The 15,646-nt window shown below is 40.3% G+C and carries 13 protein-coding genes and 1 tRNA gene; 6 read left to right on the top strand and 8 right to left on the bottom strand.

The annotated features are described in order from the left end of the window. The first annotated feature begins 182 nt into the window (after positions 1–182). From ACZ42L_RS03565 to ACZ42L_RS03545, 5 genes are all read left to right on the top strand, one after another. Positions 183–3,386 (top strand): TonB-dependent receptor, encoded by a 3,204-nt coding sequence (locus ACZ42L_RS03565; protein ID WP_464700802.1) that lies wholly within the window; start codon positions 183–185, stop codon positions 3,384–3,386. Positions 3,387–3,599: 213 nt separating this feature from the next. Continuing rightward, positions 3,600–3,674, top strand: a tRNA-Arg gene (locus ACZ42L_RS03560). A gap of 83 nt (positions 3,675–3,757) precedes the next feature. After that, on the top strand, positions 3,758–5,104 hold the full coding sequence (gene mtaB, locus ACZ42L_RS03555) for a tRNA (N(6)-L-threonylcarbamoyladenosine(37)-C(2))-methylthiotransferase MtaB (RefSeq protein WP_464716630.1): 1,347 nt from the start codon (positions 3,758–3,760) through the stop codon (positions 5,102–5,104). Further along, complete coding sequence (locus tag ACZ42L_RS03550; RefSeq protein WP_464716629.1) at positions 5,101–6,123, top strand: glycosyltransferase family 2 protein; 1,023 nt, start codon at positions 5,101–5,103, stop codon at positions 6,121–6,123. Before mtaB ends, ACZ42L_RS03550 begins: the two co-directional genes overlap by 4 nt. Positions 6,124–6,327: 204 nt before the next feature. Further along, positions 6,328–7,032 carry a gliding motility protein GldB-related protein gene (locus tag ACZ42L_RS03545; protein ID WP_464716628.1) on the top strand — a complete coding sequence of 235 codons (705 nt, stop codon included), beginning with the start codon at positions 6,328–6,330 and terminating at the stop codon, positions 7,030–7,032. Here the strand turns inward: ACZ42L_RS03545 and mnmL are convergent. Next, complete coding sequence (gene mnmL, locus ACZ42L_RS03540; protein ID WP_464716627.1) at positions 7,022–7,960, bottom strand: tRNA modification radical SAM protein MnmL/YtqA; 939 nt, start codon at positions 7,958–7,960, stop codon at positions 7,022–7,024. The genes ACZ42L_RS03545 and mnmL overlap by 11 nt on opposite strands. 71 nt (positions 7,961–8,031) lie before the next feature. On the opposite strand from mnmL, the gene ACZ42L_RS03535 reads away from it, so the two are divergent. Beyond that, entirely contained in the window at positions 8,032–10,236 is a 2,205-nt protein-coding gene (locus ACZ42L_RS03535; protein ID WP_464716626.1) for a S9 family peptidase, read from the top strand. A gap of 94 nt (positions 10,237–10,330) precedes the next feature. On the opposite strand, the gene ACZ42L_RS03530 is transcribed toward ACZ42L_RS03535, so the two are convergent. The 7 genes from ACZ42L_RS03530 to ACZ42L_RS03500 form a co-directional block, all read right to left on the bottom strand. Beyond that, positions 10,331–10,597, bottom strand: a complete 267-nt coding sequence (locus ACZ42L_RS03530; protein WP_464700792.1) for a PqqD family protein — start codon at positions 10,595–10,597, stop codon at positions 10,331–10,333. Beyond that, positions 10,594–11,091 (bottom strand): S24/S26 family peptidase, encoded by a 498-nt coding sequence (locus ACZ42L_RS03525; RefSeq protein WP_464700790.1) that lies wholly within the window; start codon positions 11,089–11,091, stop codon positions 10,594–10,596. Before ACZ42L_RS03525 ends, ACZ42L_RS03530 begins: the two co-directional genes overlap by 4 nt. After that, positions 11,058–11,960 (bottom strand): hypothetical protein, encoded by a 903-nt coding sequence (locus tag ACZ42L_RS03520; protein WP_464701642.1) that lies wholly within the window; start codon positions 11,958–11,960, stop codon positions 11,058–11,060. The genes ACZ42L_RS03525 and ACZ42L_RS03520 overlap by 34 nt, the downstream gene beginning before the upstream one ends. A 65-nt stretch (positions 11,961–12,025) precedes the next feature. After that, the gene (locus ACZ42L_RS03515; protein ID WP_464700788.1) at positions 12,026–12,505 is read right to left on the bottom strand and encodes a hypothetical protein; all 480 of its coding nucleotides are present in this window, start codon (positions 12,503–12,505) and stop codon (positions 12,026–12,028) included. 22 nt (positions 12,506–12,527) lie between these two features. Beyond that, positions 12,528–13,391 (bottom strand): sigma-70 family RNA polymerase sigma factor, encoded by an 864-nt coding sequence (locus ACZ42L_RS03510; protein WP_464716625.1) that lies wholly within the window; start codon positions 13,389–13,391, stop codon positions 12,528–12,530. Positions 13,392–13,559: 168 nt separating this feature from the next. Continuing rightward, positions 13,560–15,029 carry a Do family serine endopeptidase gene (locus ACZ42L_RS03505; RefSeq protein ID WP_464700784.1) on the bottom strand — a complete coding sequence of 490 codons (1,470 nt, stop codon included), beginning with the start codon at positions 15,027–15,029 and terminating at the stop codon, positions 13,560–13,562. Positions 15,030–15,227: 198 nt separating this feature from the next. After that, positions 15,228–15,635, bottom strand: coding sequence for a YkvA family protein (locus ACZ42L_RS03500; protein WP_464706697.1), 408 nt, complete (start codon positions 15,633–15,635; stop codon positions 15,228–15,230). Positions 15,636–15,646: the final 11 nt, after the last annotated feature.

Below are 15,646 nucleotides of genomic sequence, written 5' to 3'. Positions count from 1 at the left end.
TGCACATTACAAATTTGTTGTTTCTCTGTTTGATTTTCTTTTTTCGCTGTTTTATGTAAAACAACTTTGTCATTTTAACAATTTTGTAACAGTCGTTTGGATAAAATTATTTAAATTTGCAGTGAATTATTTATTTAGGGGGATTCCTCGTAGGTATAAATTAAATTTTATTAATCAAAGTTATGCAGAAAAGATTGCTCTTTCTGATGATGCTCCTTTTGTTGACAACATCATCTTTAATGGCTCAAGTAACAACTTCTAGCATTAATGGTAAGGTCGTGGCTGATGGTCAGGATGTTATCGGTGCTACCATTACGGCCGTTCACGTGCCATCTGGTACACGGTATAATGCTGTTACTAATGACAAGGGACGTTATGTTATTCAGGGTATGCGTGTTGGTGGCCCTTACACAATCTCTATCTCCTATATTGGTTATAAGGATGATGTAAGAAACAACATCAGCTTGATTCTGGGTGAAGCTACTGCCATCAATGCAGATTTGAAGGAAGATGCTCAGGTGTTAGGTGAAGTTACGGTAACTGGAGTTGCAGGAAGAGGTGGTATGGGTGCTTCTTCAAATTTTTCACAGCAGAATATTGATAACGCACCGACGATTGACCGTAATGTATACGACGTAGCCAAGCTGTCTCCACTGGTAAACTCGAATAAGTTTGGTGGTATTACAATTGCCGGTACTAACAACCGCTACAATTCGTTCCAGATCGACGGTGTTGTAAGCAACGACGTGTTTGGTCTTGCTTCTAGTGGTACGAATGGTGGTCAGACTGGTGCCAATCCTATCTCTATGGATGCTGTTGAGCAGATTCAGGTGGTAGCTTCTCCATTCGATGTCCGCCAGAGTGGATTTACCGGTGGTGCTATCAATGCGATTACCAAGTCGGGTACTAACGTGTTCCGTGCTACTGCATACGGTTATTATACCGATCAGAATATGTATTCTAAATGGAGTCAGCAGTATGGTAAGAAACAGAAGTTGACAGATGAGAGTACCAAGACTCTCGGTTTTACGGTAGGTGGTCCTATCATCAAAGACAAATTGTTCTTCTTCGGAAGTGTGGAATATAAGAAAGATTCATATCCCGCAACTTACTATCCTGGTGCAGAAGGTTACTTCCTGTCTGATGCTACAGCGGCAGCTATATTGGATAGATATGCTAAGGTGACCGGACTGACAGATGCTTATAATCCCAGAAATATCGATACTCAGTCATGGTCTGTATTGGGGCGTCTGGATTGGAATATCAATGCCAACAACAAGTTTGCTCTGAGATACCAGATGAATGATTCTTATAAAGACGTATACACAGCAAGTTCAAAGACTTATTATTTCAATAATTCTGGATACAGAATGAAAGATAAGACCAATTCATTCGTGGCCGAGTTGAACTCTCATTTGAGTGCTTCGCTGTACAATGAATTGCGTGCCGGTGTAAGTTTCATCAGAGATGAGCGTGCCATTCCTTACTCTGGTCCTAATGTTTATATTTCCGGTGCAGGTAACTATGATGTTAAGACCGGTTCGGAGACCGGTTCTGCTAAGTATGCAATATATTTGGGAACAGAGTATTCTTCAGGTGTAAACAATCTGAATCAGGATATCTGGACTTTGGAAGACAATCTTTCGTGGTATAGAGGGAACCATACCTTTACATTCGGAACCCACAATGAAATCTACAATATGAAGAATGCCTTTATCCAAGCTGCTAACGGACAATATGTTTACAATACGATTACGGACTTCATGAATGATACTGCAAGGCAATTTGTCTGGAAGTATTCCGATGAGGCCGTTACCGGTACAAAGAGATGGGCAACGCCTTTCAAGGCTGGCCAGTTTGGATTCTACGCCCAGGATAAGTGGGATGTGTCTACTTTGTTCCAACTTACCTATGGTATTCGTTTCGATATTCCGGTTTACTTTAACTCACCATCTACCAATCCTGAATTCAATGCTTCTGACTATGCAACTACTTACGGTGTGAACGTAGGTCGTAAGCCAAGTTCCAGTGTGATGGTATCTCCGCGCGCTGGTTTCCGTTGGTTCTTGAACGATAGTCACAGTTCTCAACTCCGTGGAGGTTTAGGTATCTTCAATGGCCGTGCTCCATTTGTTTGGGTAGAGAACGCATGGGCTAATACTGGTATTGAGATGAAGGGTGTAACTATTTATAGTCCTAACGCTCCCAGTTTCTCAAAGTACGGTGCAGATGCAGAAAAAGCTGCCAACTCGGCAAAGGGAACAGCAGACAAGCCTGTTGTCAACACAATTGACCGTCATTTCAAATTCCCACAAGTATTCCGTACAAACCTGGCTTGGGAACAAGTATTGCCTTATGATTTCAAGTTGACTTTGGAGGGCTTGTATTCAAAGAATCTCAATAATGTATGGTTCGAGAATCTGGCTTTGAAAGAGAATGGAAAAGTATATGCTGTTAATAGTGATTTTGAAAACTCTGCTACAACATATTACAGCAGTGTAAGAGGCAGCTACAACCAGATTATTAATATCAAGAATACGAATAAAGGCTATAGCTATAGCTTGAGCGCAAAGGTAGAGAAGAGCTTCAAGTTTGGTTTGGATTTGATGGCTAGCTACACATTTGGGCATTCTTATTCTGTGAATGATGGTACATCTTCCGTGGCAGCTTCTAACTGGGGTTATCTGTATTGTACCGATCCTAATGTGCAGAAAGTAGAATACTCTATGTTTGATATACCTCATCGCGTGTTGGCAATGGCTAACTATAACTCACCGCGTTATGGCAATGGTCGTTGGCAGACTCATGTGTCTCTTACATACAACGGATATAGTGGCCAGCGTTATAGCTTAACGATGTCTGATAAGCAATCTGCTTCATTCAATGGTGACTATCGTACAGGTAATACCTTGTTATATATCCCGACAGAGACAGAATTAGCGGCAATGACATTTGTTGATGCTAAAAACAATGAAGGCAAAGTAGTTGCAACAGCTGCAGAAGGTAAGGAAGCTTTTGGAAAATGGATTGCTTCCAACAAGTATGCTCGTGAACACAGAGGACAATATGCTAGACGTAATGGTACAGCCGCTCCTTGGGAAAATCACTTTGATTTACACATTTCTCAGGATTTCTACTATCTGAAGGATAGGGGCAGCAAGGTAGAATTGGTACTGGATATTGTCAACGTGGCTAATATGCTCAACCATAATTGGGGTACATACTATGCAAGTTCTTATAATGAGAACATCTTGCAAGTTGACGGTACATCAAAGGATGCCAAGGGCAATCAGGTGGCAAAGTACACTTATGTAGGCAATGCTCCCACAATCAGTGACTTCTACAGTAGATGGCATGCACAGATTGGTTTGAGAGTTACATTCTAATTCGTAGTATTCAACATGAAGACAAGTGGATAATCCCGATAAAGGATTATCCACTTTGTCATTTAGAGTAGTACTGTGCTTTCAGTAGTTCCAGCGTCTCTTGAAACAGAAAAGTTCAGTGAGGAATGCTTGCAAAATGCAAGTTAAAATTTGGTAGTTTCACTTTAAATTACTAATTTTGCGTCCGGTTTCAGATGGAACTGATTGGTTAAAGGTTCCGTAGCTCAGTTGGATTAGAGCAACAGCCTTCTAAGCTGTGGGTCTTGGGTTCGAACCCCAACGGAATCACTTTCCAAATATTCGTCTGAAAAGAGGCTGATTGGTAGTAATGCTGATTGGCCTTTTTATTTTTAAATTGGTAAAGTGTATATATGATTGATAGTTCTGCATTTCAGGGTAAGAAGGCGGCTTACTATACGTTGGGTTGCAAGCTGAATTATTCCGAAACATCGACATTTGAACGAATGTTGGGGGAAATGGGTATTGTACCGGTAGCAGAAAATGAAAAGGCTGATATCTGTTTGGTGAATACATGCTCGGTGACGGAAGTAGCAGACCATAAATGTCGTCAGGCTATTCATAAGCTGGTGCGTAATAATCCTGGTGCTTTCGTTATCGTGACAGGTTGCTATGCCCAGTTGGAATCGGAAAAGGTGAGCCAGATAGATGGCGTTGATTTAGTACTTGGCAGCAATGAAAAGGCTAACCTCATACAGTACTTAAACGATGCCTGGAATGCAGATAGTAGTGGTAAGGATGAGCATTTGCACCGTTTCCATTCTGTCAAGACGAAAGATATAAAAACCTTTCAGCCGTCGTGCTCACGTGGAAATAGGACAAGATATTTCTTGAAAGTACAAGATGGGTGTAATTATTTTTGTACCTATTGTACTATTCCTTATGCCAGAGGTTTTTCCAGAAATCCTTCAATATCTTCTCTGGTGGCTCAAGCAGAAGACGCGGTGAAAGAGGGAGGTAAGGAAATCGTTTTGACTGGAGTCAACATCGGTGATTTCGGGAGGACCACGCATGAATCTTTTTTGGATTTGGTAAAGGCTTTGGATAGGGTAGAAGGAATAGAACGGTTTCGTATCAGCAGTCTTGAACCGGATTTGTGTAGTGATGAGCTAATAGATTATTGTGCTTCCTCTCGTGCATTTATGCCTCATTTTCATATTCCTCTCCAGAGTGGAAGTAATGAGGTCTTAAAGTTGATGCACCGGCAATATGACAGAGAACTCTTTGCCCACAAAATTCATTTTATCAAAGAGAAGATGCCCGATGCTTTTATCGGTGTGGATGTTATGGTGGGATGTCGTGGAGAAAAACCGGAATATTTTGAGGATTGTTACGAGTTCTTGGCCTCTTTACCTATTGCACAGTTGCACGTTTTTCCCTATTCTGAACGACCGGGGACGAGGGCACTCTCCATTCCTTATATTGTTGACGATAAAGAAAAGAAGGTCAGATCGCAGCGTCTGTTGGAGTTGTCCGACTCAATGACTCAGCAATTTTATAAGGATTATATTGGTAAAGAAGCTCTTGTTCTCTTTGAAAAAGCACCAAGGGGAAAGGCTATGAATGGATTTACCGAGAATTACATACGGGTAGAGTTGCCGGCATCCTTGTCTAAGGAAAAGTATGATAATCAGATAATGAAAGTTACCTTAGGTGATTTTAACCTCAAGAGAAATGCTTTAAGAGCCATTCTTACATGAAAATAGCGGTCGTCGTATTGAATTGGAATGGGGCAGAGCTGTTAAAGAAGTATCTGCCATCGGTTATCAGATATTCAGATGAAGCGGATGTCTGGGTAGCGGATAATGCCTCTACAGACAATTCTGTGAAATTGTTGCAAAATAATTTTCCAACAGTACGAATTGTACAGTTGGATAAGAATTATGGTTTTGCCGGCGGATACAATCATGCCCTTCAGACTATATCGGCAGATTATTATGTCATCTTAAACTCTGATGTGGAAGTAACGGAGGGTTGGCTAAGACCATTCATGGCATATATGGATGCACATCCTGATGTCGCTGCATGCCAACCGAAATTATTGTCAGTTTTAGATAAAGGGCAATTTGAGTATGCGGGAGCATCAGGAGGTTTCCTTGATAGTTTGGGTTATCCTTATTGTCGAGGTCGTATCTTTAATGTCTTAGAAGCCGATAGGGGACAATATGATGATATTCGTGAAATTATGTGGGCAACAGGAGCTTGTTTGGTTATCCGAGCTGATGATTTTAGGGCTGTTAATGGATTTGATGAACGATTCTTTGCTCATAATGAGGAGATAGACCTTTGTTGGCGTTTGAGAAATCTTGGTCGCAAGATAGTTGTAATTCCACAGAGTGTAGTATATCATTTAGGTGGTGCTACTTTACCTCAAGGTAATCCGCAGAAGACTTTCCTTAATTTTAGAAATAATCTATTGATGCTTTATAAAAATCTGCCAGACGAAGAGTTAAGCAGGGTCATGAGGTGGAGATGGTTCTTGGATTATCTGGCAGCTTGGCAAACTCTTATTGTAAATAGAAATGTTGGAGACTTCAAGGCGGTTTACCGAGCACGGCGTGCATTTAAGCATATGGTCGATTCTTTTAAAGCTGACAGAGAAAGAATTCAGGCGACAAGAATTGTGGAAAGTCTGCACATGAATATCTTGCCATCTATTTTGTGGGCATACTATGTTGGAGGTAAGAAGTATTTTACAGCACTTTCTACGCATGAATAGTTTCTATTTAAATTTTATTTTCAACATAAATTTAATTATTTTAGCTTAAAATTTTGCGAAAAACATAAAAAATACTATATTTGCACAGAGAAACTATATTCATTTTTGAAATACTTGTGCTACATATTGCTTCCACTTATATGGCTCTGTTCGTCATGTGAGTTTAAGTTTAACAATACAGATGAGAAAGAACATCGCAGTATTGTGATACACCGTTTTGATAGATTGGAAAGCCGATATTTGACTACGGGAGACTTTTCGGCACTTCAACAAATGAATACAGATTACCCTATAGAGACGCGTACATTAATAGAGAATGTATTGAATCTGGGAGATGTGAATGAGCCGGAGATTAATAGTCGGTGGCTGAATTATTTTCAGGATTCTCTATTGCAAGATGTTATCTCGGCTGTAGACTCACAGTATGTGGATATGACAGATATCAGTCAATTGATGTATAAGACTTTTAAGCGATTGGGACGTGCCATCCCTCATATACCTGTTCCTGAAATTTACACACAGATAGGGGCATTCAACCAAAGTGTTGTTATTGGAGATGGATTGATAGGAATTTCTCTGGATAAATATTTAGGTAGTGATTTTGCTCCTTATGTTAAGTATTATGACGAGCAACAACGGTCTACGATGACACGTGAGTATATAGTTCCGGATTGTGTAAGTTTCTATTTGCTCAGCTATTACCCCGCACCATTGGGACAGAATGATCAGGAGACGCTTAAATTGAAAGCTGTTCACATGGGGAAAGTGATGTGGGTTGTCAATAAGTTAATGGATAATCACACCTTCCAAACAGTATATGTGGATAGAATAGAACAATTCATGAAGACTCATAAGAAGATGTCTATCCGGCAATTAATGGAATTGGAGGATGATAAGCTCATGGGTTAATTGAACTTTTGGAATTATATTTCTGTCCTTGGTATATTCCTTTCTCCTGCAAATAGTTGTTGAGTAAGTTTGTGAATTGGTAGTTTTTAAGTCCCCATTTGGGAGCTATCAATTTATTTTCTGGTGATTGGCTGACGAAACGATCCAGCGTAATAGAGGGATTTAATCTTGCAATGTATTCAGCAAGTAATTCAATATATGCTTCTACTGTAAATACTTCAAACGGCTGTTTCTGGTATTCTCGTGCCATTTCTGTGCCTGTTATCACTTGTAGCTGATGTATTTTTAATAAGTCCAGGGGTAGTTTGGATATTTCATCTGCTTGTTCCAGCATGGTATCTCTGTTTTCTCCCGGTAGTCCAAGGATGACGTGTCCACCTGTGAGAATGTTATAATCATGAGTCTGTTGGATGATTTCTTTACTACACTGATAAGTATGACCTCTGTTTATGCGTTTTAAGGTTAGTTCATTGGTACTTTCTATTCCATATTCTATTAATACAAAGTATTCTTTACTCAGTTGTTGGAAATACTCCAACAACTCCTTATTAATGCAATCTGGCCGTGTGCCGACTACAATGCCTACAATATCTTCATCTGAAAATGCCTGCTCGTATTTAGATTTAAGTATATCCAAGGACTCATACGTATTGGTATAGGCTTGAAAGTAAGCAAGATATTTCATCTCTGGGTATTTCCTAGAGAAGAACTGTTTACCTTCTTGCAACTGTTTTTGGATAGATTTGCTGATGTTGCAATAGGATGGACTAAATGTACTATTGTCACAGAAAGTACATCCACCATGACCTATTCTTCCATCTCTGTTGGGACATGTGAAGCCTGCATTAATTGAAATTTTCTGTACTTTGAATGGTAGTCTGGCTTTCATCCAAGTTCCAAAGTCATTGTAATGTAATTCCTGAGCCATAAATACGTGTAATTGATTGCAAAATTAGTGATTTTTCAGTAATTTTGCAGTTAAACCGAAATATTATTCAAATGAAGAAACTTTTAACCATGCTTGTTTCAAGTCTATTGTTAGCAACTAGTTTACATGCTGTAGAGAAGATAACAATAGCTGATATAACCAGAGGCGTGTTTGCCGGAAAACACTTGAATGGCCTTAATCCGATAGCAGGAACAGATTCCTATGCCAGTATTAATGCTGATGGGACTCAGATTTTGAAGTATTCATTTGCAACAGGTAAGCAGCAGGAAGTGTTGTTTGACGTTGCCAATACGATTGGGCATAAGATTACTAGAATAGATGGATACAAATTTTCGCCCAATGGTAAGTTTATCCTTATCCAGACAAATACCAAGCGCATATACAGAAGATCGTTTAGTGCCACATTCTATATATATACTATAGCTTCAAAAAAACTTGTACCATTATCAGATGGAGGACCACAGCAGATGCCAATATGGTCTCCCGATGGATATCAGGTAGCTTTTGTCAGAGAGAATAATATTTATCTGGTGAAGTTGCTATATGACAATGCAGAGTCGCAAGTAACCAAAGACGGGAAATCTAATCATATTATAAACGGGCTTCCTGATTGGGTAAATGAAGAAGAATTTTCGACCAACTGTTCATTAAGTTTTAATGCCGACGGCTCTATGTTATGTTGGATTAAGTATGATGAATCTAAGGTCAAGACCTATGATTTGCAATTTTTTAAAGGTGATGCACCTGTAAGAAAAGAAAATGTTGATTATCCATCTTACTATTCCTACAAATATCCTAAGGCGGGTTATGACAATTCTGTAGTCTCTGCGTGGAGCTATGATATACAGTCTCATCAAACAAAGCAACTTCAAGTACCTATTGATAAAGATGGTTATATTCCTCGTCTCAAGGTCGGAAATGAAGCGAATACGATGATTGTGTTTACAATGAATAGGCATCAAAATGAGCTATGTCTTTATGCTGTAAATCCAAGAACGACCCTTGCACAGCTCATTATCAAAGAGCAAGCAGGGAAATACGTGAAAGAAGAGGCATTGGAGAATGTGATTATCGGGAAGAATAGCATATTGCTTCCGAGTGATAGGGATGGATATATGAAGTTATATCTGTATACAATGACTGGTCAGCTTCAGCGAAAAGTTGGAGCAGGAAACTATGATATCACAGATATTTACGGATATGATGAAACCAATGGAGATATATACTGCCAAGCGGCATTGAAGAATCCACATGACAGACAGGTCTTGGTTTTCCACAAAAATGGCAAGATGGAAATCTTGACCAATCAGGCTGGTTGGAATTCTGCGATATTTTCTGGAGATTATAAGCACTTTGTCAATACCTGGAGTGATGCAAACCATCCCTATGTGTATACTATACGCACTAATTCCGGAAAGGTTTTAGATACCCCAATTGATAATGCTGAGTTGACAGCAACTATTGCTAAATATGGATTTACCGAGAAAGAATTCTTCTCGTTTATAACTTTCGAGGGGGTGAAACTAGATGGTTGGATGGTTAAGCCGGCAAACTTTGACTCTTCTAAAAAGTATCCTGTTATTCTTTTCCAGTATAGTGGACCGGGAAGCCAGCAAGTAGTTAATTCCTGGAATATCGGTTCTATGGGCAATGGCGGTGCTTTTGATTACTTTCTGGCACAAAACGGCTTTATTGTAGTTTGTGTAGATGGTCGTGGAACTGGTGGCCGAGGGGCAGAGTGGGAGAAGTGTACTTATCTGAATCTAGGAGACCTGGAGTCTAAAGACCAGGTAGAAACTGCGCTCTGGTTGTCAAAGCAGAGTTATGTTGACGGAAAGCATATCGGGATATGGGGATGGAGCTATGGAGGCTTCAATACGCTCATGAGTATGAGTGAAGGGCGGCCTGTATTCTATGCTGGAGTGGCCGTAGCTCCTCCGACTAATTGGAAGTTTTATGATACAGTATACACAGAGCGTTACATGCGTACTCCAAAGGAAAATCCTCAGGGTTATAATCAAAATCCGATATCAAGGGCCAGGGCTTTGAATGGCGACTTGTTGATTTGCCATGGTGTCACAGATGATAATGTACATGTGCAAAACGCTTTTGAATATTCAGAAGCCTTGATTCAGGCTGGTAAAGACTTTAAGGAAAACTTCTATGTGAATCGCAACCATAGCATATATGGTGGAGAAACACGCAATCACTTATTGAGACAAATCTATTCATGGTTTAAAGACCATTTGAAATAGGAAAGATGTAATGTAGAGATATAATGAAGGTCGGTTACTAAAGACAGTAGCCGACCTTCATTTATTATCACTATTTTTATTGCGTTGTATCTACTTATGCAATGATTCCCATTTCAAGCAATTTGTCTATCAAGATTTGGCTATCTCTTTTAGCTATTTCGTAACTAACCTCATATTCATCGGTCAGTAATGTGGCTAGAGTGTCAACATTGAAATCTTTGTCTTTAATATTCTCCCAGAGAAAACTGGCACTATCACTTAGGCTGAGTATATTGTTAAAGTCAATATTAGTTTCTCCTTCTGCAACTACGATGTGTTCTCCGCAGACATCTAGTAGTGTAAATCCTTCTTTTATCTTCATGATGATTGTATGTTAGTTCTTGTTATTGGAATCCAAATTCTACGATATGCAGCTAGCATATATCTCCGGAATGGACAGTGCATCCAAATCCAAGAATAAATTTTCCATTTATATCCGCCGGTGCTATCTAGCGTTTTACGCCCTTTCCTGTAGAATCCGATACCGATTGCCTTGACATTCTCTCGCTTACAGTATTCCTTACCTATATTTCCGTCGCCTTGCAGTGTAATATCGTCACCTTCTATTTTGACAATACGATGGAATACATATTTTTGAGGACTTATCTCGGCCAGTACAGCATCGCCTACATGTAATGTTGTCACTTTGGCTAGCAGGGCTATATCCCGGTTGTTGTCCAAGAATGGTTGCATGCTCCAGCCACTCATGCGAAGCGTGACAGTGTGGTTTCCTTCTTCTATCAGTGAGACGATTTTAGGAATCAAGACTGAGTTCGGGAGTACTATTTTGTTTGGATTGCGATTGTCTTGTGACATAATAAAGCAGATTCTTTATTGGGTAGACAATGTAGAATATAGCTAGCTCTTTTTTCAATAAGCCGAGAGATGGTATTGCAAAGATTGATAAATATAGTATGATCCCACTTCATGGCCGAGCAAGAGGGAAGGATAGAAGCAAATGCTTCTGTTGGACTTAATTTATCAATACTGTTTTTGCTTGCTCTGTCTATTCGTACAATAGCCCCCAGTTTCACCCTGATATTGCGGTAGCATGCGGTTTTTCCACTCCATGGGCTACCATATATATAAGGTATATCATCAATGATTCGAACCACGGGATTGTCATCGTTCACCAGTTCACAGTCAGGGATGCTTTGAAGCCACATGCTGGATTGGGTACTTTTTCCAGTACCGCTTTTGGCAATGAAAGCATATCCATAACCGTCTTTACTCACAACCGAGGCGTGAATCAACAGAGCCTGATGTCTGCATGAAGCGAAAGCAAAGACGAGCATCAGTGCATTATTCAAGCCAAAGCTACGCTGAATATGATTGCCATCTAAGGAACAATGGCAGTTATGGAAGTCTTTATCAGTCTGCAACAGGCAGCATTGTACATCACGTATATTCTTGATTATATATTGATACCCTCCGCCGGCAATATGGAATACAGCTGTATCGCCGTTGCCGGTATCAAAGTTTCTGACGAGTTGAACTTCCGATGCTTCTTTCTGAGCCAATTCGTCGTCAACGGTTAGACTGAACAGAACCTTTTCTCTATCGGGAATATTCTCTATTTGAAAAGGAGCAAATGAAGGTATTAAATCCAATATATTATATTTGTCATTGTCAAATATAATACGAATATATAGACCTGCTATCGAAAAACAATTTGTCACCCAGATATATTTTATAAGGATAGTGAGCCGTTTTACCTCTAACTGACGTAAAAACTCCTATCAGCAGTGTATTACTTTTTTGTTTGCTTAGATGCTTTTTTCTTATTCTTCTTATGGAGGGCCTTTGCCTTCTCCTGTTCATCAGGAGTTATCGGTTTATAGGAGAAATCGGCAGAGGTAAGATACTTGATTGAATAATGATTCTTAACCTTCCCCTTGCTCGATGTATATTTCTTTTTCGTCTTTAGATACTTTTTTTCTATATCCTTTCGATTATCACTGTAGGTAGTTATGCAAGTGGCATGATTGAATCCTTGCTTGGCAAGATAGTCTTTCAGTTGATAAGAATAATTGTCTCTGCTATATAGAAAACCATCGTTGTCTATCCATGCAGCATTCACTTGCTGAATGTCTGTGAAATAGACTGTAGAGTCGTTGAACGAAGCGGCAAAGCCATACATATATACTTCATTGCTCTTCTTTTTGCCCGCATACGTATGTGATGTGAAAAGTATGCTGGCAAGCAGCATGGCGAAAAATCTTACTTTCATTCTATTATAGATATATTTAATATTATTGACCTAGATAAGACTTTAACAGTTTATTTTGTCCATTATGGCGCAATCTTCTGATAGCCTTTTCCTTTATTTGCCTGACACGTTCACGTGTCAAGTCATATTTGTTTCCTATTTCCTCCAACGTCATTTCCTGCTGACCGATACCGAAAAACGCTACGATGATATTTCTTTCGCGTTCGTTTAGTATTTGCAGTGCATGGGATATCTCGTCTTTCAGTGATTCCTGAACAAGCTGGCTATCTGCCAAGGGGGCATCGGCATTTGTCAGAATGTCTAGCAAGCTATTGTCTTCACCTTCCATGATAGGGGCATCCATCGAGAGATGTCTGCCATTAACCTTCATTGCCTCGGCAATTTTTTCTTCCGGAATATCTATCTTTTCAGCAATCTCTTCAATGCTGGGTCGTCTTTCGTATTCCTGCTCAAACTTGTTTGAGATTTGATTAATCTTATTGACAGAACCCACTTGGTTGAGTGGCAGCCTGACGATTCGGCTTTGTTCGGCTATAGCCTGAAGGATGCTTTGTCTTATCCACCACACGGCGTATGAGATGAATTTGAATCCGCGAGTCCCATCAAATTTTTCCGTGGCTTTGATTAATCCCACATTACCCTCATTGATTAAGTCTGGCAAACTCAATCCCTGGTTTTGGTATTGTTTAGCTACCGATACGACAAATCTGAGATTAGCTTTGGTCAAGCGTTCCAATGCGCGTCTGTCTCCTTTCTTGATACGTTGCGCCAATTCTACTTCCTCATCTACCGAGATAAGGTCTTCGTGCCCTATCTCCTGTAAGTATTTATCCAGAGAGGCACTCTCTCGATTGGTAATAGATTTTGTGATTTTCAGTTGTCGCATTAGCTATGGAATTTAAGCCAAATGCAAAGTTAAGTGTTTCCAATAAAATGTGCAAACGTTTTACTCTTTTTTGCATAGTTGTTGCCAGTATATCAATGTAAAAGAAAAAAGGACTTGATTTTTCAAAATTGAAAATCAAGTCCTGTATTATTACTTGTCGTAAGTCGTTTATTGATTGACTTTTACAACTTTATAGTCTTTCTTTCCTGTAGGCCACGTTCCCTTGATAATAAGAACAGGGTCCTTGCTTGTCGAGGCAGCCTTAACAGCTTCTTGCAAATCGTTGATAGACTTTATCGGCGTATCGTTGGCATACTGAATGATGAATCCAGAGGTAATCCCACCTTCTTTGATAGCTCCATCCGATACCTTGGTGACTTCAAGACCGAAGTTAATATCCAGTTGCTGTTTGGTCGATTCGCCGACAGGGCGGAAGCTGGCACCCAGTACATCGAGATCTGCGGTCTTCATGACACTTGTATTACCTTGAGCATTTTTCAGTGTGACGCTCTTAGTAGATTTAGCCTTGTTGTGCAAGTATGTGATGCTGACCTTTTCGCCGGGGCGCTTCTTGGCCAACACTTCTTGCAACTCGGCCATCTTGGTTACTTCCTTGCCGTCAATGTTGGTGATGACGTCGCCAGCCTTGAGTCCTGCCGTTGCAGCCGAACCACCTTCTTCAACCTCTGCTACGTAGATACCGGTATTTGTTCCCAAGTCAACTTCCTTGTTCTTTTCTTTCTGGGCATTGATGTAGTTCAATACATCTTGTCCTCTGATACCTAAGACGGCTCTTTGTACTGTACCGTACTGTTTGAGGTCGGCTACTACTTTGTTCATAATGGTTGTTGGGATGGCAAATCCATATCCGTTGTACGAACCAGTCTGGGAATACAGCATTGCATTGATACCGATAAGCTCTCCACGGGCATTGACAAGTGCACCACCGGAGTTGCCTGGATTAATGGCTGCATCGGTCTGGATAAAGCTTTCCACACCATTGGCATATAGAGAGCGGGCTTTCGCACTGACGATACCTGCTGTAACTGTATTGTTAAGTCCATAGGGATTACCTACGGCAATAACCCATTCTCCGACTTTTAATTCGTCAGAATTGCCAATAGGCATAGTAGGAAGATTCTTGCCATTGACCTTGATAAGGGCTAAGTCGGTCATTTTGTCAGTCCCTATGATTCTTGCAGAATATTCCCGGTTGTCATTCAGTGTGATAGTCAGTTCGTCTGCGCCTTCCACAACGTGATTGTTGGTCACGATATATCCGTCGGCGCTGATGATGACTCCACTACCGGTAGCTTCCTTCTTTGGTGTTTGGATTTGTCGTCTGCGTGTTCCGCCATTGTTGCCGTCATTGGGATTACCGAAGAAACCGAATGGGTCGAAAAAACCACCGAACGGATCGCTGGGTACATCTACCGTCTGCGTCTTTGAGTTTTGGACATACTTTATATGAACTACAGCAGGAAGAGCTTTCTCCGAAGCATAAGTCAAGTCTACAGGCTGACCTGCTATCGCTGCGCTAGTACTTCCGGTTGCATTTGCTTTGATGAATGAGCCTGCCGAAAGGCCAATGGCTACCATGCACATTGTGCCTAATACATACTTTGAATAATTCTTCATATCTATATTTGTTTTTATAACTTATTCTATATTCGTTGCTGAATTGATGCTTGCAAATATAGACGCAAAAAAACGAAAACTGCCATTATGTCGCAGTTCTTTATTCGAATTTAACAATTGAATTTAACACTTTAACGGCTCTTAAATCCGTTGCGAGATAATTTCACTTTGTTTTATAAATGGTTGAAAGTAAGTATCTTAAACCGGAGTCTGCGTAGGGTCTTCCTTGAACAGGTCGTAGATGTCGGTAATTTCGTCGTTATCAAACCACTGGTGCAGTTTGTTTTGGGCCTTGTCCTTAACTTCGTCAGATACGCTGTCCCATATCTTGTGCAAGACAAAAAACAATACTGCAAGGTCGTCACCGAGTCCGGCAATGGGTATCGCATCCGGCACGATGTCCAGAGGAGTAATGAGATAGCCCAATGCCCCGATGATAATAGCCTTATCCTTTACGTCTATCTTTTCATTCTCCAGCGTGTAATAGAGTAGGAGGGCAGCATATATAAGTTTAGCCCCGGCGCGTTTGGCTATTTTGGAAATCTTGTCTAAGAAGCCTTTCGATGTAAATTTGTCTTTATAGCGTAAAATATCTGGTAATTCCATGATGCGATGTG

The organism is Prevotella mikamonis, from assembly GCF_055381405.1.
Note: the sequence above shows the minus strand (reverse complement) of the source record. Positions and strands in the feature narration are given on the sequence as shown.